At 53.1% G+C, this 22942-nt stretch carries 23 protein-coding genes; 13 read left to right on the top strand and 10 right to left on the bottom strand.

The annotated features are described in order from the left end of the window. Window positions 1-15: 15 nt before the first annotated feature. From ABNT34_RS05040 to hisG, 9 genes are all read right to left on the bottom strand, one after another. Window positions 16-630 carry a PH domain-containing protein gene (locus ABNT34_RS05040; RefSeq protein ID WP_348729392.1) on the bottom strand — a complete coding sequence of 205 codons (615 nt, stop codon included), beginning with the start codon at window positions 628-630 and terminating at the stop codon, window positions 16-18. 209 nt (window positions 631-839) lie between these two features. After that, entirely contained in the window at window positions 840-1484 is a 645-nt protein-coding gene (hisIE, locus tag ABNT34_RS05035) for a bifunctional phosphoribosyl-AMP cyclohydrolase/phosphoribosyl-ATP diphosphatase HisIE (RefSeq protein WP_348729390.1), read from the bottom strand. Further along, window positions 1481-2254 (bottom strand): imidazole glycerol phosphate synthase subunit HisF, encoded by a 774-nt coding sequence (hisF, locus tag ABNT34_RS05030; protein ID WP_348729388.1) that lies wholly within the window; start codon window positions 2252-2254, stop codon window positions 1481-1483. Before hisF ends, hisIE begins: the two co-directional genes overlap by 4 nt. After that, window positions 2236-2988, bottom strand: a complete 753-nt coding sequence (locus tag ABNT34_RS05025; RefSeq protein WP_348729386.1) for a 1-(5-phosphoribosyl)-5-[(5-phosphoribosylamino)methylideneamino] imidazole-4-carboxamide isomerase — start codon at window positions 2986-2988, stop codon at window positions 2236-2238. Before ABNT34_RS05025 ends, hisF begins: the two co-directional genes overlap by 19 nt. A gap of 14 nt (window positions 2989-3002) precedes the next feature. Further along, window positions 3003-3641 carry an imidazole glycerol phosphate synthase subunit HisH gene (gene hisH, locus ABNT34_RS05020; RefSeq protein WP_348729384.1) on the bottom strand — a complete coding sequence of 213 codons (639 nt, stop codon included), beginning with the start codon at window positions 3639-3641 and terminating at the stop codon, window positions 3003-3005. Between the two features lie 2 nt (window positions 3642-3643). Continuing rightward, window positions 3644-4714: a bifunctional histidinol-phosphatase/imidazoleglycerol-phosphate dehydratase HisB gene (gene hisB / locus ABNT34_RS05015; protein ID WP_348729383.1), complete on the bottom strand. Its 1071-nt coding sequence runs from the start codon at window positions 4712-4714 to the stop codon at window positions 3644-3646. Beyond that, on the bottom strand, window positions 4714-5823 hold the full coding sequence (hisC, locus tag ABNT34_RS05010) for a histidinol-phosphate transaminase (protein WP_348729381.1): 1110 nt from the start codon (window positions 5821-5823) through the stop codon (window positions 4714-4716). The genes hisB and hisC overlap by 1 nt, the downstream gene beginning before the upstream one ends. 12 nt (window positions 5824-5835) lie before the next feature. Then, window positions 5836-7200, bottom strand: coding sequence for a histidinol dehydrogenase (gene hisD / locus ABNT34_RS05005; protein WP_348729379.1), 1365 nt, complete (start codon window positions 7198-7200; stop codon window positions 5836-5838). A gap of 3 nt (window positions 7201-7203) precedes the next feature. Further along, window positions 7204-8112, bottom strand: a complete 909-nt coding sequence (hisG, locus tag ABNT34_RS05000) for an ATP phosphoribosyltransferase (protein WP_348729378.1) — start codon at window positions 8110-8112, stop codon at window positions 7204-7206. A 525-nt stretch (window positions 8113-8637) separates the two neighbouring features. Between hisG and ABNT34_RS04995 the strand changes: the two genes are divergently transcribed. From ABNT34_RS04995 to ABNT34_RS04965, 7 genes are all read left to right on the top strand, one after another. After that, window positions 8638-8949: a hypothetical protein gene (locus tag ABNT34_RS04995; protein WP_348729376.1), complete on the top strand. Its 312-nt coding sequence runs from the start codon at window positions 8638-8640 to the stop codon at window positions 8947-8949. Between the two features lie 149 nt (window positions 8950-9098). Further along, entirely contained in the window at window positions 9099-11045 is a 1947-nt protein-coding gene (locus ABNT34_RS04990; RefSeq protein ID WP_348729374.1) for an ATP-dependent DNA helicase, read from the top strand. 12 nt (window positions 11046-11057) lie between these two features. Further along, window positions 11058-11753, top strand: a complete 696-nt coding sequence (gene tsaB, locus ABNT34_RS04985; protein ID WP_348729373.1) for a tRNA (adenosine(37)-N6)-threonylcarbamoyltransferase complex dimerization subunit type 1 TsaB — start codon at window positions 11058-11060, stop codon at window positions 11751-11753. Window positions 11754-11925: 172 nt separating this feature from the next. Further along, window positions 11926-12240: a hypothetical protein gene (locus ABNT34_RS04980; RefSeq protein WP_348729371.1), complete on the top strand. Its 315-nt coding sequence runs from the start codon at window positions 11926-11928 to the stop codon at window positions 12238-12240. Between the two features lie 121 nt (window positions 12241-12361). Further along, on the top strand, window positions 12362-13144 hold the full coding sequence (locus ABNT34_RS04975) for an SDR family NAD(P)-dependent oxidoreductase (protein WP_348729369.1): 783 nt from the start codon (window positions 12362-12364) through the stop codon (window positions 13142-13144). Next, window positions 13141-13668 carry a DUF2878 family protein gene (locus ABNT34_RS04970; RefSeq protein ID WP_348729367.1) on the top strand — a complete coding sequence of 176 codons (528 nt, stop codon included), beginning with the start codon at window positions 13141-13143 and terminating at the stop codon, window positions 13666-13668. Before ABNT34_RS04975 ends, ABNT34_RS04970 begins: the two co-directional genes overlap by 4 nt. Continuing rightward, window positions 13668-14204, top strand: coding sequence for a chalcone isomerase family protein (locus ABNT34_RS04965; protein ID WP_348729365.1), 537 nt, complete (start codon window positions 13668-13670; stop codon window positions 14202-14204). The genes ABNT34_RS04970 and ABNT34_RS04965 overlap by 1 nt, the downstream gene beginning before the upstream one ends. A 35-nt stretch (window positions 14205-14239) precedes the next feature. On the opposite strand, the gene ABNT34_RS04960 is transcribed toward ABNT34_RS04965, so the two are convergent. Next, window positions 14240-15598 carry an alkaline phosphatase gene (locus ABNT34_RS04960; protein ID WP_348729363.1) on the bottom strand — a complete coding sequence of 453 codons (1359 nt, stop codon included), beginning with the start codon at window positions 15596-15598 and terminating at the stop codon, window positions 14240-14242. A gap of 380 nt (window positions 15599-15978) precedes the next feature. On the opposite strand from ABNT34_RS04960, the gene ABNT34_RS04955 reads away from it, so the two are divergent. The 6 genes from ABNT34_RS04955 to ABNT34_RS04930 all read left to right on the top strand — a co-directional run bounded on the left by ABNT34_RS04955 (window position 15979) and on the right by ABNT34_RS04930 (window position 22910). Continuing rightward, the gene (locus tag ABNT34_RS04955; RefSeq protein WP_348729361.1) at window positions 15979-16572 is read left to right on the top strand and encodes a Slp family lipoprotein; all 594 of its coding nucleotides are present in this window, start codon (window positions 15979-15981) and stop codon (window positions 16570-16572) included. Beyond that, on the top strand, window positions 16541-17395 hold the full coding sequence (locus ABNT34_RS04950) for a methyltransferase (protein ID WP_348729359.1): 855 nt from the start codon (window positions 16541-16543) through the stop codon (window positions 17393-17395). The genes ABNT34_RS04955 and ABNT34_RS04950 overlap by 32 nt, the downstream gene beginning before the upstream one ends. Before the next feature lie 87 nt (window positions 17396-17482). Next, the gene (locus tag ABNT34_RS04945; protein WP_348729357.1) at window positions 17483-18277 is read left to right on the top strand and encodes an alpha/beta hydrolase; all 795 of its coding nucleotides are present in this window, start codon (window positions 17483-17485) and stop codon (window positions 18275-18277) included. 197 nt (window positions 18278-18474) lie between these two features. After that, on the top strand, window positions 18475-20127 hold the full coding sequence (gene fadD / locus ABNT34_RS04940; protein WP_348729355.1) for a long-chain-fatty-acid--CoA ligase FadD: 1653 nt from the start codon (window positions 18475-18477) through the stop codon (window positions 20125-20127). A 111-nt stretch (window positions 20128-20238) separates the two neighbouring features. Continuing rightward, window positions 20239-21384 carry a ribonuclease D gene (gene rnd, locus ABNT34_RS04935; RefSeq protein WP_348729353.1) on the top strand — a complete coding sequence of 382 codons (1146 nt, stop codon included), beginning with the start codon at window positions 20239-20241 and terminating at the stop codon, window positions 21382-21384. A 164-nt stretch (window positions 21385-21548) separates the two neighbouring features. Beyond that, window positions 21549-22910 carry a DUF4397 domain-containing protein gene (locus tag ABNT34_RS04930; protein ID WP_348729351.1) on the top strand — a complete coding sequence of 454 codons (1362 nt, stop codon included), beginning with the start codon at window positions 21549-21551 and terminating at the stop codon, window positions 22908-22910. Window positions 22911-22942 lie beyond the last annotated feature (32 nt).

Below are 22942 nucleotides of genomic sequence, written 5' to 3'. Positions count from 1 at the left end.
GGAGCGCCAGTTCATTTAATTGCGGATAAAAGTTTCAAACACACTGCTGTAGTCTTTGCGATAAGCCTGTGACATCGCGTCGCTTAAGGTGTCGTGATAAAAACCATAGAGTTCACGGGCCTGATTGGCGATATTGCTGCCTTCACCACCCTGACGGGCCAGAGAATTCACCACGTGCGACAGGCTCTTTTCCACCGTTTGCAAATCCCGTTGCTCGGCTTCCATCAGCAAACTGATTTCGGTCAGGGCTTTGTAGATGTCTTTCAGTTGTTCGATATGTTCTTTATGCACGTCGATGGAAAAATCGGTGCTGTGAATACGGAATTTCAGTTCGACGTCGAGATCGATAGTGCCGGCGGTTTCCAGCAATACATTGCGGATGTCGGCATTGATATATTCGTAGCGCTTCAGCAGGCGTTTTTTACTGAGCGCGGTATTGCCATCCAGATGCAGTAAAGCGAAGTTAGTGAAACAATATTCATCAGTTTTGCTTTTGATTAAAAAGAAGATTTTTTCGCCGGTTTCATGCTTGATGTAATCGTCGGCTTCAACTTTGTTGTAGTTCTCCGGGCTGATAACCCGGCCGATATCACTTAATCCCAATGCTTCTGAGGCAATTTTACCAAACATAACTTGTTCCTTGTCTTTGATATGGAAACGAGAACTGAGATTCAGAGCTTACCAAGGGCTTGGTCAAGCTGCAATATACAAAATGTTAACAATGATGCCAGGCTGTGGGAACGTCGGGCGCAGGAGTCAGAGCTGTAGTCCGAAAGACAAAAGTCGACAGAAGAAACAATTCGAGGCAGCCGCTTACAAGCCGGCTGCCTCGTCTTGGATCACTGCTGATGCCGGGCTTTTAATACATCAATGACATCATTGAGCTGCAAGTCCTGTGAGCGTAGCAGGACCAGCAGGTGAAAGATTAAATCGGCGGCTTCGTTTTTCAGCTCTTCACGATCGCCGGCCATCGCCGCTAAAGCGGATTCCACGCCTTCTTCACCGACTTTTTGTGCGATGCGTTTAACGCCGCGGGCAAACAGGCTGGCGGTGTAGCTGGATTTTGGATCTGCATGCTGGCGACTGGCGATCACATTTTCCAAATCAGTTAAAAAACTCAAGGCTGGTGCGTTACGCTGCGCATCATGCCAGCAGGTTTCGGTACCAACATGGCAGGTTGGCCCGTCTGGTAACGCCAAAGCGAGCAGACTGTCGCGGTCGCAGTCGGCGCTCAAGCTTTGCAGCTGTAAAAAATGGCCTGAGCTTTCGCCTTTGGTCCAGAGCCGGTTTTTACTGCGGCTGAAAAAGGTCACCCGACCGGTCTGCAACGTTACTGTCAGCGCTTCGCTGTTGGCAAAACCCTGCATCAGCACTTTGCCGGAGACGGCGTGCTGCACTATTAATGGCAGTAAACCGTCGGCCGGCCATTTTAATTGTTCCAGCTGATCGGGCAGCGGCGCATTCGTGTTTAACACAAAACTCATGGCCGGATCTCCACATTGGCAGCAATTAAGGCTGCTTTTAAATCAGGGATGGCAATAATGCCTTTGTGAAATACCGACGCGGCGAGGGCGCCGTCGACGTCGGCATCGCGAAACACGTCGATAAAATGCTGTACAGCACCGGCGCCGCCCGAGGCAATCAACGGCACCTGGCAATACTGGCGCACTAAAGATAACTGCGCCAAATCATAGCCTTGGCGCACACCGTCCTGATTCATGCAGTTCAGCACGATTTCACCGGCGCCGCGGCGTTGCACTTCTTCCACCCAGTCCAGTAATAACCAGCGGGTTTTCTGGCTGCGCGTTTCATCGCCGGTGTATTGGTAGACCTGATATTGGCCGGTGGTGGCATCAAAATAACTGTCGATCCCGACCACTACACATTGCTGGCCAAAGGCGGCGTTGAGTTCACTGATGAGTTCCGGCCGCGCCAGCGCCGGGCTATTAACCGAAATTTTGTCGGCGCCCAGTTCGAGAATTTTACCGGCATCTGCCACCGATTTAATGCCACCGGCGACACAAAACGGGATATCGATGACTTCGGCAATTTTACGCACCCAGCTTTTATCGACGACACGGCCGTCGCTGGAGGCGGTGATATCATAAAACACCAGCTCGTCGGCACCTTCTTCGGCGTAACGGGCGGCGAGCGGGACTATGTCCCCAATGATTTCATGATTGCGAAATTGCACGCCTTTAACCACGACGCCATCACGCACATCCAGACAAGGAATTAACCGTTTTGCCAGCATGCGATCGCCTCCTCAATGGTGAATTTGCCTTCCAGCAGCGCACGGCCGAGGATCACGCCGGCGACCGGTGATGCTTGGCCAGCTTGCGCACGCAAACTGCGGATATGGTCTAGGTTGCCAACACCACCGGACGCCTGCCAGGCGATGCTGGGATACTTCGCCGCAAGTTCCTGATAAAGAGCAACATTCGGCCCCTGTAAGGTGCCATCGCGGCTGATGTCAGTACAAAGCACATGGCGGGCGCCTGCGTCCAGCATGCCGTCGAGCACCTGTTCCAGCGTGATACCTGAGGCTTTGATCCAGCCGTGGCTCGGCAGGGTTTTTTCGCCTTGTTCGTTAATCGACACATCAAGTGCTAAAACAATATGTTCGCCGCCGTATTGCCTGAGCCATTGTTGCACCAGCGCACTTTCACGGATGGCCAGTGAGCCAATCACCACCCGGCTGGCACCTGCTTCTAATAGAGTGACTAAATCGGCTTCGCTACGCACACCGCCGCCGACCTGCACTGGCAGCGGGCTTTGTTGCATCAGTTCACGCAGCAATGCGGTCTGGCGCTTGCTGGCATCTTTGGCGCCGGATAAATCCACCAGATGTAACACGCCGGCGCCGGCAGCGGCGTAGCGGTCGCGCAGTTCAAATGGCGTTTGGCTGTAGTGGGTGGTCTGGTCATAACTGCCCTGATACAGGCGCACGGTCTGACCATCAATTAAGTCTATTGCCGGAATAATCATGGTTGTTCCTGTACTCAGTCTGGCGCGCGCAGCGTTTGCGCGTCCAGCTGTAAGAAATTCTGCAAAAGGCGGGCGCCGACTTTGCCAGAGCGCTCCGGGTGAAACTGCATGCCAAGGAAATTGCGCCGGCCAATCACGGCGGCAAAAAGGCTACCGTAGTCACAGCCGGCGAGCATGTAACTTGACGGTTGCACTGCAAAGCTATGCACAAAATAAACGTAATCGGCTGCTGTGATGCCCTGCAGCAACGGGTGCGTTGGGCTTTCTACCTGCAGCGTATTCCAGCCCATATGCGGCAGACGCAGGCCTTTGGCTTCGAGCGGTGCGACCTGACCCGGAATTAACCCGAGGCAAGTGACATCGCCTTCAGCCGAGTGTTCGGTGAGTAGCTGCATGCCCAGACAAATACCGAGCACCGGTTGCGTCAGTTGCTGCAAAGTAATGCGCAGGCCTTTGGCGTCGATATTGGCCATCGCCTGTTTTGCCGTGCCTACACCGGGAATAATCACTTTGTCTGCGGCGCGGATCATCGCCGGATCGGCGCTGATCTGCACCTCGGCGCCGAGGCGCTGCAGCGCGCAAAGCACCGAGGTGATATTGGCGCAGCCGGTATCGACAATCACCAGCCGAGAAATAGTTGCTTGCTCAGTCATCTTCAGAGCACACCTTTACTGCTTGGCAGCGCATCGCCGGATTTTAAAATGGCCTGACCCAAAGCCCGGCCAAAGGCTTTAAATAAACCTTCCACCATGTGATGCGTATTGCCTGGACTTACCGACAAATGCAGCGTCATCAGCATGGCATCACAGAGGCTTCTGAAAAAGTGTTCGACCATTTCCAGATTCAGCTCACCGACTTTGCCGGCACCAAGCGCAGCGTCAAATTTCAGCAGTGGCCGGCCCGATAAATCCAGCACCGCTTCAGCGCGGCATTCATCCATCGGCAGCACAAACCCAAAGCGGTTGATACCGCGTTTGTCGCCGATGGCTTGTTTCAGCGCCTGACCAAGCGCCAAAGCGGCGTCTTCCACGCTGTGGTGGTCGTCGATGTGCAAATCGCCGGTTACAGAAAGCTGCAACGAAAAACCGCCGTGGGTGGCAATCTGGTCGAGCATATGGTCAAAAAAGCCAATGCCGGTGCTGATTTGATTGCCGCCTTTGCGGTCCAAATCCAGTTGCACGCTGATATCGGTTTCCCGTGTGGTACGGCGCACTGAACCGATGCGACCGCGGCTTAACAGCTGGCGGGTGATCTCGGCCCAACCCAAGGTCGCGCGGTCATAACGAAATGACGGTAAGCCCATGTTTTCTGCCAGCTGCACGTCGGTCAGACGGTCACCGATGACATAAGAGCGGGTAAAATCGATGCGGCCTTGCTGCAGGTAATCTTTGACCAGACCGAGTTTTGGTTTGCGGCAGCTGCAGTTGTCGCGCTCAAAGTGCGGGCAAATCAGCACGTCGTCAAAGCGGATACCTTGTGATTCTAACAGCTGCATCATTTTTGCGTGCGGCGCATCAAAAGTCGGGCGCGGGAAGCTGTCGGTACCGAGGCCATCCTGATTGGTCACCATGACCAGACGGAAACCGGCGTCCTGTAATTTCAACAGGGCTGGTACCAGACCCGGCTCGTACGCCAGTTTTTCTAAGGAATCCAGCTGCTTATCAATTGGTGGTTCTTCCACCATAGTGCCGTCACGGTCGATAAATAAAATAGGCTGTCCGGCCATTATTGTTCCCCTGAACTGCGAATATTAGTTGCTTGCTGCGTACAAAAAGTGCTGATTGCCTGTTGCAGTAAGGCCATTTCCGCCTGGCTGCCTATCGACACCCGCACAACTTGACTGCAACCTAAGCGCTCCAAACCAAGTTGGCTGGATTGATTGCGGATCAAAATTCCTTGCGAAGCGATACCGCTAACCCAGGCAGCGGCATCGTCTACTCCAAGCAACACATAGTTGGCATTGGAGTTAAACACCCGGCGTACCTGCGGTAAGCTGCCGGCAAAACGGCAAAAAGCCGCGCGAAGCTCGTTGATGGTTTGGACGCTTTGGCGCATCCGTTGCTGGCCATCAGCAGACAAGGCTTGAGTTGCAATCTCAGCAACAGGTGCAGCGATAGGATAGGGCGCAATCATTTTTTTCAGTGCACCAATGACTTCTGGGCTTGCCAGTGTAAAACCACAGCGCAAACCGGCCAGTGCAAAGGCTTTGGATAAAGTGCGCAGGACCACTAAATTCGGGTACTGCGCCAATAAATCCACGGTGGACGCTGCTGGCACAAATTCGATATAGGCTTCGTCGACGACCACCAAAGCTTTGTTGCGATAGAATTCCAGCAGCTCGATGATTTGCTGACGTGGGATTAAATCACCGGTTGGATTATTCGGGCTACAGATAAACACCAGTTTCGTCTGCTGGCTTTGTTTGATGGCCGGCAGGTCGAGTGTCAGTTCGGCGGTGAGCGGCACCACAGTGCGGCCAACCTGATTACTTTGCGCACTGATGGCGTACATGCCATAAGTCGGCGGGCAAATGACGATGTTATCCAGGCCCGGTTCGCAGAAGCTGCGAATAAGCAGCTCAATGCCTTCGTCGGCACCACGACTCACCAGTACTTGTTCCGGTACGAGGCCAGCATAGCTGGCGTACGCGGCGATTAATGCCGGTGGCTGGCAATCCGGATAACGGTTAAAACTGCCAGTTAACTGATATTCCGGCGCTAACGCGTTTTCGTTAGCGTTCAGCCAGACCGAACCACCCGACATCGACAATCGCGCTGAGGCGTACGGCACCAGCGCTTTAACGCTGTCACGGGCTAAATTACTGATACTGCTCATTGTTTCGCTCACTTACTCACTCTCTTGCGGAATTGGGGTGAATTCGTCTTGTTGTTGCAGTTTTTTGCTCAGGCTTTTTAGCCGCAAACTGACGGCATTGGCGTGGGCGTTTAAGCTCTCGGCGGTCGCCAGTGTGACGATGGCCGGCCCAATCGCCTGCAAGCCTTTACTGCTCAGCGTTTGCACCGTGTAGCGCCGGTAAAAATCGAGCAGCGACAAACTGCTGTGATTACGGCTGTAGCCATAAGTTGGCAACACATGGTTGGTGCCGCTGGCGTAATCACCAGCTGATTCCGGCGTCCAGGGACCAACAAAAATGCTGGCGGCATTTTTCAGCTGCGGCAGTAACTTATCGTCTTGTGCGGTCTGGATAATCAAGTGTTCAGGCGCGTATTGGTTTGAAACCAAAGCGGCCTGCGCTAAATCTTCCACCAGAATAAACCGGCTGTGATCCAGCGCTTTTTTCGCAATGATGGCTCGCGGTAATATCATCAGCTGGTCTTCCAGCTTCGCCATCGTAGCTTTTAACAGTTTTTCACTGGGGCTTATCAGCACCACTTGCGAATCCATGCCGTGCTCGGCTTGTGATAACAAATCGGCGGCAACAAAGGTCGGGTCTGCGGTTTCATCAGCGATCACCAGCACCTCTGACGGGCCGGCCGGCATATCAATCGCCGCGCCTTGGGCGTCGCGCGCTACTTGTTGTTTGGCTTCGGTGACAAAACGATTGCCCGGGCCAAAAATTTTGTCGACTTTGGCGATAGTGGCTGTGCCATAGGCCAGCGCCGCAATGGCCTGAGCGCCACCGATAGTGTAAATCTCACGGATGCCACAGAGCTGGGCGGCATAAACAATTTCAGGCGCGATATCAGACGCCAGTGGCGCACCCGGCGGGGTCACCAGCACCACACGCCGGCAACCGGCTAATTGCGCTGGCACACCCAGCATCAGCACTGTGGATGGCAGTGGCGCACTGCCACCGGGGATGTATAAACCAACAGCATCCAGCGCGGCATATTTCAGCTCACAGACCACACCAGGCGTAGTTTCGACCACCAAATCCTGTGGTTTTTGCGCTGCGTGGAATTTGCGGATATTGCTGTAGGCCAGCTCAATGGCGGCACGGCGTTCATCACTAAGCTTGCCGAGCAACAATTGTTGCTGCACCAGGCTGAGCTCCAGCTGGTTGTTGTCGATGCTGTCGAACTTTTGGCTGTAAAACTTCAGTGCTTTGTCGCCGGTGTTACGCACCGCTTTGATAATGCCGGCGACTTGCTCCGGCAGTTCTTCGGCATTTTTTAGTTTGGGCCGGCTCAACACACGGTCTTTGCCGGCATCGTCCAGTTCGGCCCAACGGCTGATACGGATCTCGAGCATGATTTACTCCATCATTTTTTCGATCGGTAACACCAGTATAGAACTGGCGCCCAAAGCCTTGAGCTGTTCCATCGTTTCCCAGAATAAAGTTTCGCTGCTGACCACGTGCAACGCCACTAAGTCTTCATTGCCGGCCAGTGGTAATAAAGTTGGATTTTCGGCGCCGGGCAACAGCGCGATGACATCGGCGAGGCGGGCGCGTGGCGCGTGTAGCATGATGTATTTGCTTTCATTGGCCTGCATCACACCCTGGATACGTGGCATTAATTTTTTGATGAGTTTCAGCTGTTTGTCGTCGGTCAGGTCGCGGCGCTGAATAAGCACAGCTTTGGAGCGGTAAATCACTTCGACTTCTTTTAAGCCATTGGCTTCAAGCGTGGCGCCGGTGGAGACTAAGTCACAAATGGCGTCAGCAAGGCCGGCGCGGGGGGCCACTTCGACCGAGCCTTTTAAATTGACGATGCGGCAATTCACACCATTTTGTTTCAGGTAACGGTTCAGCAAACGCGGGTAAGTGGTCGCGATAGTGCGACCTTGTAAATCCTGAATCGACTGGTAGTTTTCTTCCTGCGGTACGGCAATCGACAGGCGGCAACCACCAAAATCCAGCCGGGCTAATACGGTGTAGTCATAGCTTTCGTTGTCGAGCTGGCGCTGCAGAGACATTTCTTCCAGCACGTTTTCACCAACAATGCCCAAATCGCAGACGCCATCCATCACCAGACCTGGAATGTCGTCGTCACGCACCCGCAGTAAATCGATGTCCATATTCTCGACATGCGCAATCAGCCGTTGTTCGCGCAGATTGATTTTCAGACCGCAGCTGGTCAGCAGGGCCTGGGTGTCCTGTGACAGACGACCGGATTTTTGCATGGCGATACGCAGTTTTTTGCTTTCGATTAACGCGGACATCGGTATTTCCTCTGATTTAAACTCTAAAAACAACAACCCCGGATCTCTCCGGGGCTGTTGTTGAACACTGTGCACACCGGAGCTATCAGTCATAGCCACCGGCCTCTCAGGCGTGGCTAGGAGAGCGGATGATGATGATGGTGCAATGTGGTCATGAATAACATAGTGTAAAAATTCCGGCGGCAGACGCTGTGGTCTGGTGGCGTTTGGTTGTATACAACTTAAAGCTTTTTTTTTGCAGCTGCAAGTATGCAATGCAGAACAATAACGCCGTTTTACAACCATTGATTTCATGTAATCTATTGATAATAAATGATTTGTGTATTTTTTAGTGATATTAAACTGATAAAAACTTTATTTTTGTGGTCAAAGTGAAATGGTGGATACGATTAAAAAATAATCAAGATGTATAGTTTTGTTGATGTGGCCGGAATTCGGCTCCGGCAGGTTTAGTCGGGCTGCAAACGGCCGATAGCAGCAGTAGCAGCCGGTTTTTCCGCTGTGTTTTTCTGACGAGGAACTTTTATGGACGCGATTTTTCCTTATCTGGTGCGCCGCACGCCGGCAGCAGAGCCGTCGCAGCGGTTGATTGAACCTGTGACGAAATACACCCGCTTCAGTCCGGACGAACATGGCCATCATCACGAAATCTGGCAATACCGCATCAGCGAACGTCACGAGCAATCGCGGCAGCAACAACACCCGCAACAGCAATCAGAGCAACAGCCGCAGCAAACGGCGCCGGACGAACCGCAGTATTTACCCACCAGCCACGCGGTTACACCGGAAGATGAGCAACATGCCGATGCCGATGGTCACCTGGATATTTATGTTTAAACGGGTACCTCACAGCGAAGTGTTTGGACCCCATCCACCGCCTTTGGCATAATGCCGCTTTTCCGTAAACCCCGGAGTTTGTTTGTTCACTGCCTTGTTGTTGCCAACTATTGCCTGTGCGCTGACGCATCCGGTTCGCGGAGCTGCTGATGCAGGCTGAAGTCAAAGCGGCCTTCGGCCCGGGTGGCGCGCTGGAGAAAGCCATCAGCGGCTTTCGTTCGCGCGGGGCGCAGCTCGAAATGGCCAGTGCGGTCTGCGACAGCATTCGCGATGGTAAGGCTTTAGTCGTCGAAGCGGGTACCGGAACTGGTAAAACCTATGCTTATTTAGTGCCTGCACTACTCAGCGGTAAAAAAGTCATTTTGTCGACCGGCACCAAAAACCTGCAGGAACAGCTGTATTTACGCGATTTACCACGTATTCAGTCCGCCCTGGCGCAACCGGTTGCAACCGCGTTATTAAAAGGCCGCAGTAATTATTTGTGTACCTTCCGCCTGACCCAGCATTATCAGCATGTGCCGGTGCAGGACGCTGCGCTGATTCAGGATTTAAGCCTGATTAAAAAATGGTCAAATGAGACCCAAAGCGGGGATATCGGCGAACTGACTTATATCGCCGAAGACTCCAAAGCGCTGCCTTATGTCACCAGCACCACCGACAATTGCCTCGGTAAAGATTGTCCGGATTATGAAGAGTGTTATTTACTCAAAGCGCGCAAAAAGGCGATGAATGCCGATTTGGTCGTGGTGAACCATCATTTGTTTTTCGCCGACATGGCATTAAAAGACACAGGTTTTGGCGAATTGCTGCCGAGCATGGATGTGGTGATTTTCGACGAAGCGCACCAAATTCCCGATATCGCCAGCGATTATTTTGGTGAAACGTTTTCCAGTTCAGTGCTCTTGGATTTGTGTCGTGATATTGAAATCGCCTGTAAAACCGAGCTGCGCGACCATCCGCAGCTGGCGAAAACGGCGGAAAAGCTGGCCAGCCTGACCAAAGACTGGCGTCTGCTGTTGCCGGAAGATCCGCAAAAAGGCAACTGGCGCGATTTGTTCCAGAAGGCTGAACAAAAAGTGGCGTTAAGCCGCATCAGCGACGTGATGCAGATGTTGTATCAGGTACTCAAAGGCAGCCTCGGCCGCTCGGATTTAGTCGACAGCTGTTATGAACGGCTGGCGTTGCTGCGCAACCGGCTGGAAAAATTGCTGGATGTCGATAAAACCGGTATCAGTTTCTGGTTTGATACCAGTAAACGCCATATCAGCCTGCATTACACGCCGTTGTCGATTGCTGATAAGTTTCAGGAACTGGTGTTTGCCCAGCCGCGCTGCTGGGTCTTTACCTCGGCAACTTTGTCGGTCGACGGCGGTTTTGACCATTTCACCCGCCAGATGGGTTTAGGCGCGGCGCGAACGCTGCAGCTCGATAGCCCCTTTGATTATCCGAATCAGGCGATGTTACTGGTGCCGCGTTATTTGCCAGAGCCGACCGATGCCAAAATGGCGCAGGCGTTGTTGCAGCTGGCGGTGCCTCTGATTGAAGCCAATGAAGGCCGTTGTTTTTTCCTGTTTACCAGTCATCGTATGCTGCAATGGATGGCGCAGCAGCTGCCGGACTATATTCGCCTGCCTGTCTTGGTGCAGGGCAGTACCAGCAAACGGGTATTGCTGGAGCAGTTTGTTCAGCTCAAACACGCGGTGTTGCTCGGTACCGGTTCGTTCTGGGAAGGCGTGGATGTGCGCGGCGACACTTTAAGTCTAGTGATTATCGACAAATTACCCTTTGCCTCGCCGGATGAACCACTGCTGCAGGCGCGCAGTGAAGATGCGCGGCTGGCCGGGCAAGACCCTTTTGCCGTGGTGCAGTTGCCGCAGGCCGTCATTACGCTCAAACAAGGTGTTGGCCGGCTGATTCGTGACGTGTCCGACCGTGGTGTGCTGGTGATTGCCGACAACCGGCTGGTCAGCCGGCCTTATGGCGAAGTATTTTTAAAATCGCTGCCGCCGATGCGCCGCAGCCGCAGCCCACAGGCTGCAATCGAATTTTTAACGGCGATCCATGCGAAAAGTGGATCTGAACCGTCCAAAGCATAACAGGAGCTTGATGTGAAATTACTGGCGCTGGATACCTCCACCGAAGCCTGTTCTGTGGCGCTGCAATATGATGGGCTACAGCTGACACTGGACGAAGTGTGTCCGCAGCAACACAGCAAACGCATTCTGCCGATGGTGCAGCAGCTGCTAGCAGAGTCAGGTCTGAGTCTGACTCAGCTCGACGGCATTGTGTTCGGCCGCGGGCCTGGTAGTTTTACCGGCGTGCGGATTGGCGTTGGCGTGACCCAAGGCCTGGCCTTTGGTGCGGATTTGCCGGTGTTTGGCGTCTCGACTTTGCAGGCGATGGCACAAGCTGCTGTGCGCTTGCATCAGGCTAAGCAAGTGATTGCGGCCATTGATGCCCGCATGGCGGAAGTCTATCTGGCGCTTTACCAGCAAGACACCGATGGCCTGATGCAACCGGTTTGTGACGAGCTGGCGCGCAAGCCGGCGGATTTACCGGCGCTAAGCCTTAGTGGCGACATCTGGGCAGTTGGTACCGGCCTTGTCACTTATCGCGACGATTTTTTGCACTGGGCTTCCGGCACACAGCTTTTGATCAGCGAACAAGTGTTGCTGCCTTCGGCGCAGGATATGCTGACGCTGGCGCTGCCAGCCTGGCAGCAACAATTGTTTGTGGCGGCAGAGCTGGCTGAGCCAGTGTATGTGCGCGATGAAGTCACCTGGCAAAAACTGCCAGGGCGCTAAGCTGGTTTGCTGTTGCTAAAACGAAAAAAAAGCGGCAATTTCTTGCCGCATTTTTTCGTGCTGTAAGCCTTATCGGACAAGGCCTGCAGCCATTTTTACTGAAGGCTTGGCAACGAATATTTTCTGGTTATAATGCCAGATAATAGTGTTTGTTTTTCAGCCGGAATTTTTTATGTCAGTGACGTTCAGTCAGGATCTTAACCGCACCAATGGCCTGCGTCAGGTCAATGGCGGCGTGGGTCCGCGCGCACTGAAAGACGCCACCCAAAGTCCTTCGCAAAGTCCGCAAAACGCCACGCCGCAAGGGCAGGGTGTTAAAAGTTCGGCTGAAGTGATGGCGCTGCTCGACACAGAGCAATTGAATCGCGCCAGCTATGACACACCAGACCAACGTCAGCAAAAAGCCATCTCTGCGTATCAGTCGTTTGCCAGTCAGGATAAACGCGAGCAACTGCAGCAAATGTTTGCGGTTGATGTTTACGCCTGAGCCGGCCTGCCGGTTGATTTTATTTTTCCTGTGATCTCCACTTTAGCTTTTTAGCACCTGCATCAATCCAACTGAGTCTGTCTGTCGTAACTGATCTCAACTATCACTGACGAGATTTGTTATGCAGGCGCAGTCTGTTTGTTTAATTACCGGCGCAAGTTCTGGCCTTGGCCGGGCGCTGGCGTTGCAGTTTGCCCGCAGTGGCTGGCAGGTCGTCGCTTTGGCTCGCAGTCAGGTGTTGCTGGAACAGCTGCGACTTGAACATGACGCCATAGATATTCTGCCGGTCGATCTAACCGACAGCGCACAGCTGAGTGCTGCGACAGCAGAGTTATCGGCCCGTTATGGCCGGCTCGATCAGATCATTCTGAACGCCGGCACCTGTGAATATGTCGATGCCGAAGATTTAAATCTTGCTGCGTTCGAACGCACATTTAACCTCAATGTGCTGGCCGTGGTGGCTTGTACCAAAGCCTGGTTACCCTTGTTGCAGCGCAGCAGCACCCCGCGCCTTGCCATTGTCAGCAGTCTGGCGCACCTGTTTCCGTTTGGTCGGGCTGAAGCTTATGGTGCCAGTAAAGCTGCAATTAGCTATTTCACTGATAGTCTGCGCGTCGATTTGGCCCACACACCCATTCAAGTCTGTCTGGTTGAACCGGGGTTTGTCGACACGCCGCTGACGCAAAAAAATGATTTCCCGATGCCGTTTTTACTGAGCAGTGCTGATGCCGCCCGTCGTATTTACCGGGCGCTCGCGCTCGGCAGCGTGCGCCTGCAGTTTCCTCGCCGGCTGACCTGGAGCCTGAAGCTGTTGAATTTGCTGCCATATCGGCTCCGGCAACAGCTGGCGGCGCGGATGGCGCGTCAGGCGCAAACTAATGCACGCGCGGGGTCTCCATCATGAACGGCGTTTTGCAGCCATGGTTCAGGCCGGAACAACCGGGCTGGCGCCAGTTGCTGCTGTTTAAAGCCGGTTGGTTTGGTCTGGTGCTGCAGCCGGTTTACAGCACAGCTGTGGTGCTGTTGTTGCTGGTTTGGTGGTTGTGGCAGCTCAAACCCGCGCAGCGTCTGACGGTATTCACGCTGTGGGGCTCGGGGCTGCTGCTCGATACGCTGCTGCTGGCTGGCGGTGTATTTCAGTTTGATTCAGTCTGGCTGCCAGTTTGGCTGGTGCTGCTGTGGGGCTGGTTCAGTCTGTTCTGGTTGCTGGTGTTTTCGCCGTTTCTACAGCGCTCACTGGGCGTGGCGTTATTTGGATTGATTGGCGGCCCTATGGCCTACTGGGGCGGTGCACAGCTTAGTCATAGTTTACAGATCATGGCAGAGACTGAGTTCTGGCTGATTCTGGCGCCCGCCTGGGCAACCTTGTTGTTGTGGGCGCGCCACGCCGAGCTGTGGTGGTGGCAACGGCTTAAAGGAGATATTTGATGCGCATATTTAGATTCGTCGCGGCGGGCGTGCTGAGCGCTTTGCTGGCTTTAGCATCGCAGGCGAATGAAGCTTCGCGACATAATGCACTCAAAACGGTCGGTGAAGGTCAGTTCAGTTATCTGTTCTGGGATCTGTATCAGGCGCGACTGGCTACCAGCGACGGACAATTTGTGAGCTACCAGCAGAACAAACCACTGTTGCTGGAGCTGACTTATCAACGTGACATCAGCAAAGCTGATTTTGTCGAAGCGACACTGGATCAATGGAAAGCACAACAAGGCCGCCTGCAACAACGCCATCAAGACTGGGCTGCGCAGCTCGACAAGCTGTGGCGCGACGTGAAAAAAGGCGACCGGCTGGCCTGCTTATTACGTGCCGACGGCTTGGTGGAGTTTAGTTTTAACGGCCAGCCGCTTGGTCTGGTCGAAGATCAGGCCTTCGGGGCAGAATTTCTGGATATCTGGCTCGGGGAAAAAACCACTGCGCCCAAGCTGCGCGTTGCATTGCTCGGACAAAACAAAAACGGCAGCTGAGGCTGCCGTTTTTATAATTTGTCTGCAGGTTACTACTATTTTTTCTCAATAAAATTCAGCAATTTACTGGCAATGGCTGTGTTGTCCTGGAAGCCGGCAAATTGTTGTGCGTCTTTGCCATAGGCCAGCACCGGCACGTCGATAGCGGTATGGGCGCCGCTGGTCCAGCCGGTGTTGGAGTATTTATCGACGAGCTTTTTCGCTTGTTTGGCTAAAGGCTCCAGTAAATCCGCTTCAGCTTCCAACACATCGACTTCTTTGCTCCAGTCTTTGTTTGCATAAACTGGCGCCAGTTGGTTGATTTGCTGGCTGAGAGTCTGCCATTCGCTGTCAGTTAATTTCAGCCCGGTTTGGGCCAGCCAAACTTGTTTTTGCTCGGCCGCTTTGGCTTTGACCAGTGATTTGGCCAGCACCGGGCCTGTTTGTTTCACCGCTTTAATCACATCACGGTTCCAGGCGTAAATACCGTTAGCGCCCAGTGATAAACCGCCGGTTTCATGGTCGGCGGTGATCACTAACAAGGTATCCGGATTGGCGTCGACAAAGGCTTTGGCTGCTTTGATGGCATTGCCGAAATCATGCATTTCTGCCATCGCACAGGCGACATCGTTGGCATGCCCACACCAGTCAATCTGACTGCCTTCGATCATCACGACAAAGCCTTTGTCTGAGCTATTCAGCAACTTCAGCGCTTTTTCCGTCATCTGCACCAGCGGTTGTTGCACCGGATTGTCCAGCGTGCTTGGGAAACCGACCGGGGCTAATAACGCCAGCGCAGGTAATGATTTGATGTTGTTAAAGTCCTGCCAGCTGTTGGCATATTGATAACCGGCTTGTTTGAACTGTTTGGCGAGGTTGCGATCTTTACGCTCAAAATAGCTGGTGCCGCCGCCAAACATTAAATCTGCGACAAATTTGCCATCGACTTTATTATCAAAATAGTCGTTGGCAATTTCGTCATAGGCTTTGCGGGTTTTGTTGTGGGCAATAAAAGCCGCCGGTGTGGCGTGGTTGATTTGTGCTGTGGCGACAACGCCGGTTAATTTGCCCTGATGTTTGGCAATTTCGAGCATAGTGGTCAGTTTGTTGTGGTCGTGGTCAACGGAAATAGCGCCGTTGTAGCTTTTATGCCGGGTCGACAGCGCGGTCGCGCCGGCGGCAGAATCGGTGACAATAGTGTCGTCATCCGGATAAGTGGTGGCAACACCAACCCACAGTTCGTCAAAAATGGTGGCTTCAACAGCTTTGGTCGCCGGGTCGTCCATGTAATAGCGGTATGCAGACAAATACGCCGGGCCCATGCCGTCGCCAATCATATAAATGATGTTTTTTGGAGCCGCCATTGCAGAAGCAGGCAACAGAGCGGCCAGCACCGCCAGAGAAGTTTTTGTCATATCAGTCCGCCAGAAGTTGGGAGATTAGTAGCAGCAATTGCTGAAGCAGCGCTATTGTAGGGGCGCAGCAACGGTTCAGACAACAACTGCGATTAGTGTGAGCTTGCCTGCGGCAGATGACAAATTCATGACCCGGAAGAACTTTATCGCCGCTCTTGCGTGCGGCAAGGGTCTGACTTATTGTGCTATGACAAAAATATTTGCTGCAGTGCAACTTTGCCGGCGGTGCTTTGGTCGAATTCAAGCCGGTTCCTGCAAATGGTCCACAATTTAAGGGCGAAATGTTTGCAAAAGCGGCAATAGAGGTGCTCAGCGCGCACTGAGCAGTGGTCGTAGTGTACTGCAGCATGTTGCAGTGTCTTCACAGGTTCTGACGTCGTATGAAACTTATCCCGATCCTATTCAGTTCATTGCTCGTGCTGGGGGGCTGTGCCAGTTACCCGGAACCAGTGCGGGTGGCCGACGAAACCACCCTGGTCAGTTTTCCGGCCACAGTAAAAGCCGGTCTGACCCAAGGCCCGGCGCGCTGGAGCGGTGTTATCGCTAAAGTGCAAAACAACAGCCAGAACACCCGGCTTGAAATCGTTTATTTCCCCAGCGGCACGCACGGCCGGCCTTTGACCGATAAAGAAACGGAAGGCCGTTTTGTCGCTTACGCCAAAGGCTTTTTGGACCCAGTGGTGTACCAACCCGGCAAACAAGTCACAGTGCTCGGTCAACTCGGCCCGTTTGAAGCCGGTAAAGTCGACCAATTTCAATATAGTTACCCGGTGATCCAGGCGTCAGCGGTGTATTTATGGCCGAAACAACAGGAAACTACCCGGGTCGAAGTTGAACCCTGGCCGTTGTGGCGTGGACCTTATCCGTATTGGGGCTATGGCCCGGCTATGCGGATCAGAACAACAATTCCAACAGGTGCAACTCCAACACAAGGCCCGGCAGATGTACAACAGCCCAGTTCGCAACAGCGTTAAATCAGTTTTATTTGTGTTGTGCTGTGCAGTAGCACAGGCCAAAGCGGCAGTGCCGGCTGGCTTACAGCAGTGGATCGACGCCCCCCAACGCAGCACTGAGAATAAAGCGCGAGATCAATACCGTCATCCGGCGGAAACGCTGGGCTTTTTCGGCTTGCAGCCGGAAATGAAAGTACTGGAAATATGGCCGGCGCGTGGCTGGTACACCGAAATTCTGGCGCCTTATCTCAAAGAGCGTGGCGAACTGACCATCGCTAATTTCCGCCAGAACGATGGCACGCTCGAAGATGATAAAAAAATCTTCTGGGCCAAGCTGTCGGCGCGGCTCGACGCTGACATCAGGAAAAATCCGCAGCATTTTGGCACCGTGAAATCACTGGAATTTGACCCGCCCGCCATGATGCAGCTGGGGCAGGTCAATTATTACGACATGGTACTGAGTTTTCGTAATTCGCATGTCTGGAATGAAGCAGGTTATCTGCTTGATGTGTACCGTGCTTTGTTTGATGCGTTAAAACCGGGTGGCACTTTGGGACTGGTTGAACACCGCTCCAGCCGGTTGTCGGAGATTTCCAGCCGGGCCGGCGAAGGCTATCTCGATGAATATTATGTAATTTCTGTCGCGCAGCAAGCTGGTTTTGTGCTGGCAGAGCGTTCTGAAATTAATGCTAATCCGCTCGATACTAAAAACTATCCCAAAGGGGTTTATGCACTGCCACCGACGCTGGCGATGGGCGAGCAAAATAAAGCGCGTTATCTGGCGATTGGCGAAAGCGACCGGATGACGCTGCGTTTTATTAAACCTGTACCAACGGCCCAGTAGCGCAAATTGGCTTTGACTGCGCCTGTTGCTGTTGAATTTAAGCTGCCATCTGGCCTGACATTGGCTGGGTGGTGCGCTGCTCCCCAGTTGGAGTTTTCGTCGCAACCGGTGTTGTGTCTGCACGGCTGGCTGGATAATGCCAACTCGTTTTTGCCGCTCGCAACTGCATTGCCAGAACTACCACTGTTGGCACTGGATTTGGCCGGGCATGGCCACAGCAGCCATCGCAGCGCCGACGCCCATTATTATCTTTTTGATTATGTGGCAGATATTGCGACTTTATGCCGGCAGCAGGGTTGGCAACAGCTGATTATTATCGGCCACTCGATGGGCGGTATGGTGGCGACAGTATTGGCCGCGAGTTTCCCGGAGTTGGTCAGCAGGCTGGTGTTGATAGACAGTTTAGGCCTGATGACCACAGCTGCGACTGACACCACAACGCAGCTGCGTAAAGCAGTCATTTCCCGGCTGCAGAGCCATCAGAAAATAAAACCGCAATATGCCACGCTGATTGAAGCGGCATCGGCGCGACAGCAACAAAGTGACTTTGATTTGGCCACAGCCCAGCTGCTGACTGAACGTGGTTGTGAACCGACTGCGGCCGGCTTTAGCTGGCGTGCCGATGTGAAATTACGCGAAGTGTCGGCATTTCGCTTGTCCGAGGCACAGGCGCATGCGGTGATCCGCAATCTGCAATGTCCGGTATTGGCATTAATGTCGGCGCAAAGCCCGGCTGAGATCCGCGTCGCGACACAGCAATTTCAGGCCGATTATCCGCAGCTTGAGCTGGTGCAGTGTCCTGGCGGTCATCATTTGCATATGACTGATGCCGATTTTTGCGCCAATCAGATCCGGCGGTTTTTGTCCGCACAGCAGGTATAAATCGAATTATCAGCTGTGCAGATTGTCGACAATGCACAGACTGTCGGCGCATTGTATATCAGAAAAATTTGTGGGATGATTGAGGATTAGAGTAAAAACTCAGAAGTCGCTGCCGGATGTAAATATGCTGCTGATTATTTGCATAACCCGGTGAACGTACCTATAAAAACAAATAGAAAAATGACGAGGAGACGAAGGTGGAGAAAGTCTGGTTAAAGCGTTACCCGCCTGGCGTACCGGCAGAAATTGATGCCGATCACTACAGTTCGTTAGTGGATATCTTTGAACAATCCATTGCCACTTATGCTGACCGTATTGCTTATATCAATATGGGCAAATCCATCAGCTATCGTGAATTGGATCAGCATAGTCAGGCCTTTGCCGCTTACCTGCAAAAATTGGGGCTGAAAAAAGGTGATGCCGTCGCCATTATGATGCCGAACCTGCTGCAGTACCCGGTGGCTCTATTAGGGGTTTTGCGCGCTGGTTGTACCGTTGTCAACGTCAACCCTTTGTATACGCCGCGTGAGTTACAGCACCAGCTGAATGACTCACAGGCCAAAGCCATCGTCATTGTTGAGAATTTTGCTCACACATTGGCAGACATTCGGGCCAATGTGAAACTCGACCACATCATTCTGACCAAAATGGGCGATATGCTGGGCCTGCTCAAAGGCAGCATCGTCAATTTAGTCGTCAAACACGTTAAAAAGATGATCCCGGCCTATCAGTTACCCGGCGCTATCCATTACAAGCAACTGATGGCAGAAGCGCAGGGGCTGACTTACCACAAACCGGAAGTGGTGGGTGAAGATCTGGCGTTCCTGCAATACACCGGCGGCACTACCGGCGTGTCCAAAGGCGCCATGCTGACGCACCGTAATATGGTGGCGAACCTGGAACAGGTGGCTGGTTGTATCGGACCAATTTTAAATCCGGGCAAAGAGTTTATTGTCACGGCGTTACCGCTGTATCACATCTTTGCGCTGACCGCGAACTGCCTGACATTTATGAAATATGGCGGTACTAATCTGCTCATTACCAACCCGCGTGATATGCCCAATTTTGTCAAAGAGCTGAGTAAATATCCGTTCACGGCTATTACCGGCGTCAATACGTTATTTAACGGTTTGCTGAATTGCCCGGGTTTTGCTGAGCTTGATTTCAGCAAGCTGAAATTGTCGTTAGGCGGCGGCATGGCAGTGCAAAAGCCGGTCGCCGAGCGTTGGCAGAAAGTGACAAAAACCCGTTTAGTTGAAGGTTATGGTTTGACCGAATGTGCGCCACTGGTCACCGTCAGCCCATTTGATTTAGATGGTTTTAACGGCAGTATTGGTTTGCCGGCACCTTCTACCCACATCAAGCTGATTGATGACAACGGTGCGGAAGTCGCGCCGGGCGAAGCCGGTGAAATGCTGGTACAAGGCCCGCAGGTGATGCGTGGTTATCTGAACCGTCCGGATGAGACAGATAAAGTGCTGAAAGACGGCTGGCTCTACACCGGCGACATCGCACGAATGGATGAACAAGGCTTCTTTTATATCGTCGACCGGAAAAAAGACATGATCCTGGTGTCGGGCTTTAACGTCTATCCAAACGAAATCGAAGAAGTCGTGGCGATGAACGAAAAAGTGCTGGAAGTGGCTGCTGTTGGCGTGCCCAACGAAGCCACCGGCGAAGCAGTAAAGATTTTTGTCGTGAAAAAAGACCAAAGTTTGACCGATCAGGAATTGATCGCGCACTGCAAAGAACGTTTAACAGGTTATAAAGTACCGAAGCTGGTAGAATTCCGCACAGAGTTGCCCAAAACCAACGTGGGTAAAATCTTACGCCGGGAATTAAAAGGCTGATTATCAGCTGAAAAAAACCGCCGTCAGGCGGTTTTTTTTTGCAACAATGCATGAGTTTCTGCATTGATGATGTGCTATCGATGATGTGCTGTAGTATAGAAGGATTAAACCATGAATTATCAGATGCTGATTGAGGATGCTGCCTTAGCGGCTTATTGCAGCAAGGCCGCGCAAGCCCCTTATCTGGCGCTTGATACTGAGTTTATCCGCACCAATACCTTATTGCCGAAACTCGGCCTCATCCAGCTCAACGACGGCAGCAGTGTCGTGTTGGTCGACCCTTTATGCATCAAAGACTGGCAGCCACTGATTGCGTTATTGGCCAATCCGGCAGTGCTGAAGCTGGTGCATTCCTGTACTGAAGATTTAGAAGCGCTGGCCTCGGTCGGCATCGAACAAATCACGCCGCTGCTGGATACCCAACTTGCAGCGGAAATCATCGGTTGGGGCGGCAGTATGGGTTATGCCCGGCTGGTTGAGCAGATGCTGGGCGTCGTGGTCGACAAAACCGAATCCCGCACCGACTGGTTGGCCCGGCCATTGGCCGAGACACAGTTACAGTACGCCGCCAACGATGTGGTGTATTTACTGCAGCTCACTCCGGCCTTGTTGGCCGCGTTACCCAGTGCGCGCGCCCGTGACATTCTGTTGGCAGAAGGCCAGTCGCTGATTGAGCGGCGCCAGCGTCAGATGCCGGCTGCGCTTAAGTATCTGGAACTGAAAAACAGCTGGCAGTTTGGCCCGCGTGAGCTTGCTATCCTGCGCACTTTTTGTGCCTGGCGCAGCCAGTATGCTGAAGAAAAAGACTTAGCTTTATCGCTGGTGATTAAAGACGCGGTGTTATACGAGCTGGCACGGCGTAAGCCACAAAGCATGGAAGCGTTAAGCCAGATTGAAGGTATGCAGGGCAGGGAACTGCGCCGCCACGGCCAGCTCTGGTTGCAGTTTATCCGTGAAGCCAAAGCATTGGCGCCGGTAGAGCTGCCGCAGACTTTTTATCATCTGGATAGTTTTCCCGGCTACAAGCAGGTGCAGCAGCAACTCAGTGATGCGATTAAAGCCGCAGCGACCGCAGCTGCAATTCCGGCAGAGATTTTGTCGGTGAAACGTCAGCTTAATGAATATCTGAACTGGTGCTGGCGCGTGACCGAGGAAGAACGCCAGTTATTGTCATTGCCGGAGTTTTTAGGCGGCTGGCGGCGCGAGATTTTATTGCCTTATCTGCCGGTGCCGCCGCAAGTGCAAGCGCTGATTTAGCATCTGCTGATCCTGGTAAAAAGCGCTGCGTATACGCGGCGTTTTTTATTTTGGTTCAGCGCATTTTTTTGGCTAAACCCTTCATTAAATTGCATGAATTTTGTTGATCTTAAGTTGGTTGCCCAAGCGTAAGCAGGTTGGTTTTCACCACAGAGGATTCAAACATGCAATGGAAAAACTCTTTAACTGTGTTGGCTTTGGGCGCGGTACTGGGTCTTAGCGGTTGCGGTAGCAGCGACAACGATGATGCTACCCCGGTTGTTGTTACGCCGACAGTCAGCCTGAAACTGGTGCATGCTGCAATAGACGCGCCCGCAGTCAATGCCACCTCAGGCGATGCTTTTAACGTTAGCAATATTGCCTTTGGCAAAGCCAGCAGCGCGGTCAAAGTGCCGGCGACAGGTCTTGGCCTTGCGGTCAGTGCGATTTTGCCGGATAACAGCACCACGCCAGTGTTAACCCCGTCGTTAACCTTTATGGCCGGTCAGACTTATAGTGCTTATGCGGTGGGAAAAGTCGCCGATGGCAGCCTCAGTGCTTTGTTAGTCAATGCGCCGGACAACGCGCCAAGCGCCGGAAATGCCCTGTTGCAGGTGGTGCATGCTGCTGCCGGTGCGCCCACTGTGGATGTGCATCTGACCGCACCGACCGCCACGCTGAGCAGCAGCACAGTGACCGCCACTTTGCCATTTAAACAGTTCACCGGCGCAGTCTCTGTGCCAGCGGGGGATTATCGCATCCGCATTACGCCAGCCGGTGTGCCAGCCACTGTCGTGTTTGATTCCGGCACTGTCGCTATTCCGGCCGGCGCCAACTTACAAGTCGCTGCTATTGATAGCCGCTTCGCTGGCCCATCACCGGTGTCGTTATTGACCGTCGACCCAAGCGGCGCGACCGCTGATATCAAAGACATCAACAGCACCTCTGCCGTGCGGGTGGTGCATGCGGTTGCTGATGCGCCGGCGGTGGATGTGCTGCTCAATAACAGCAAAGCTATCACTGCGCTGAAGTTCCCTGATTTCACCAGCTATGCACAGCTGAAACCGGGTAATTACAACGTCAAAGTCGCCGCCAATGCCGACAACTCCGTGGTGGTGATTAACGCTGATTTGAACCTGGCGGCGGGGAACTTCGCTACTGTACTGGCAACCGGCTCTTTAGCGGCGAATAGCATCAAACCCTGGGTGTTAGCAGACACACCGCGTCGCGTCGCCACTGCCGCCCAAGTGCGGATAGCGCATGCGTCTACTGTGGCCGGCAAGGTCGATATTTATGTCACAGCGAGCCGCGACATCAGCAGCAGTACCCCAGCCTTTAAAGACGTGCCTTTTATGGCGGAGACTGGTTATGTCAGTTTAAAACCGGGCAGTTATGTGGTGACCGTCACACCAACCGGCAGTAAAACGGCAGCAATAGGGCCGGTCCAGCTGGAACTTTCGGGCAATAAAATTTATACCGCTGTGGCACGGGATGGCATCGCCGGTGCTGCGCCCGGGCTGATTCTGCTGGATGATTTTAATCTTTAAGCAGGATTTGCCTGCGCAAAAACAAAGGGCAG

The organism is Rheinheimera texasensis (genome assembly GCF_964031785.1).
In the GTDB taxonomy this organism is placed as follows: domain Bacteria; phylum Pseudomonadota; class Gammaproteobacteria; order Enterobacterales; family Alteromonadaceae; genus Pararheinheimera; species Pararheinheimera texasensis_A.
Note: the sequence above shows the minus strand (reverse complement) of the source record. Positions and strands in the feature narration are given on the sequence as shown.

What these genes read in the sequence shown, in the direction of transcription:
- ABNT34_RS05040 (WP_348729392.1), bottom strand. Translation starts at nt 630, where the DNA reads ATGTTTGGTAAAATTGCCTCAGAAGCATTGGGATTAAGTGATATCGGC.
- hisIE (WP_348729390.1), bottom strand. Translation starts at nt 1,484, where the DNA reads ATGAGTTTTGTGTTAAACACGAATGCGCCGCTGCCCGATCAGCTGGAA.
- hisF (WP_348729388.1), bottom strand. Translation starts at nt 2,254, where the DNA reads ATGCTGGCAAAACGGTTAATTCCTTGTCTGGATGTGCGTGATGGCGTC.
- ABNT34_RS05025 (WP_348729386.1), bottom strand. Translation starts at nt 2,988, where the DNA reads ATGATTATTCCGGCAATAGACTTAATTGATGGTCAGACCGTGCGCCTG.
- hisH (WP_348729384.1), bottom strand. Translation starts at nt 3,641, where the DNA reads ATGACTGAGCAAGCAACTATTTCTCGGCTGGTGATTGTCGATACCGGC.
- hisB (WP_348729383.1), bottom strand. Translation starts at nt 4,714, where the DNA reads ATGGCCGGACAGCCTATTTTATTTATCGACCGTGACGGCACTATGGTG.
- hisC (WP_348729381.1), bottom strand. Translation starts at nt 5,823, where the DNA reads ATGAGCAGTATCAGTAATTTAGCCCGTGACAGCGTTAAAGCGCTGGTG.
- hisD (WP_348729379.1), bottom strand. Translation starts at nt 7,200, where the DNA reads ATGCTCGAGATCCGTATCAGCCGTTGGGCCGAACTGGACGATGCCGGC.
- hisG (WP_348729378.1), bottom strand. Translation starts at nt 8,112, where the DNA reads ATGTCCGCGTTAATCGAAAGCAAAAAACTGCGTATCGCCATGCAAAAA.
- ABNT34_RS04995 (WP_348729376.1), top strand. Translation starts at nt 8,638, where the DNA reads ATGGACGCGATTTTTCCTTATCTGGTGCGCCGCACGCCGGCAGCAGAG.
- ABNT34_RS04990 (WP_348729374.1), top strand. Translation starts at nt 9,099, where the DNA reads ATGCAGGCTGAAGTCAAAGCGGCCTTCGGCCCGGGTGGCGCGCTGGAG.
- ABNT34_RS04980 (WP_348729371.1), top strand. Translation starts at nt 11,926, where the DNA reads ATGTCAGTGACGTTCAGTCAGGATCTTAACCGCACCAATGGCCTGCGT.
- ABNT34_RS04975 (WP_348729369.1), top strand. Translation starts at nt 12,362, where the DNA reads ATGCAGGCGCAGTCTGTTTGTTTAATTACCGGCGCAAGTTCTGGCCTT.
- ABNT34_RS04970 (WP_348729367.1), top strand. Translation starts at nt 13,141, where the DNA reads ATGAACGGCGTTTTGCAGCCATGGTTCAGGCCGGAACAACCGGGCTGG.
- ABNT34_RS04965 (WP_348729365.1), top strand. Translation starts at nt 13,668, where the DNA reads ATGCGCATATTTAGATTCGTCGCGGCGGGCGTGCTGAGCGCTTTGCTG.
- ABNT34_RS04960 (WP_348729363.1), bottom strand. Translation starts at nt 15,598, where the DNA reads ATGACAAAAACTTCTCTGGCGGTGCTGGCCGCTCTGTTGCCTGCTTCT.
- ABNT34_RS04955 (WP_348729361.1), top strand. Translation starts at nt 15,979, where the DNA reads ATGAAACTTATCCCGATCCTATTCAGTTCATTGCTCGTGCTGGGGGGC.
- ABNT34_RS04950 (WP_348729359.1), top strand. Translation starts at nt 16,541, where the DNA reads ATGTACAACAGCCCAGTTCGCAACAGCGTTAAATCAGTTTTATTTGTG.
- rnd (WP_348729353.1), top strand. Translation starts at nt 20,239, where the DNA reads ATGAATTATCAGATGCTGATTGAGGATGCTGCCTTAGCGGCTTATTGC.
- ABNT34_RS04930 (WP_348729351.1), top strand. Translation starts at nt 21,549, where the DNA reads ATGCAATGGAAAAACTCTTTAACTGTGTTGGCTTTGGGCGCGGTACTG.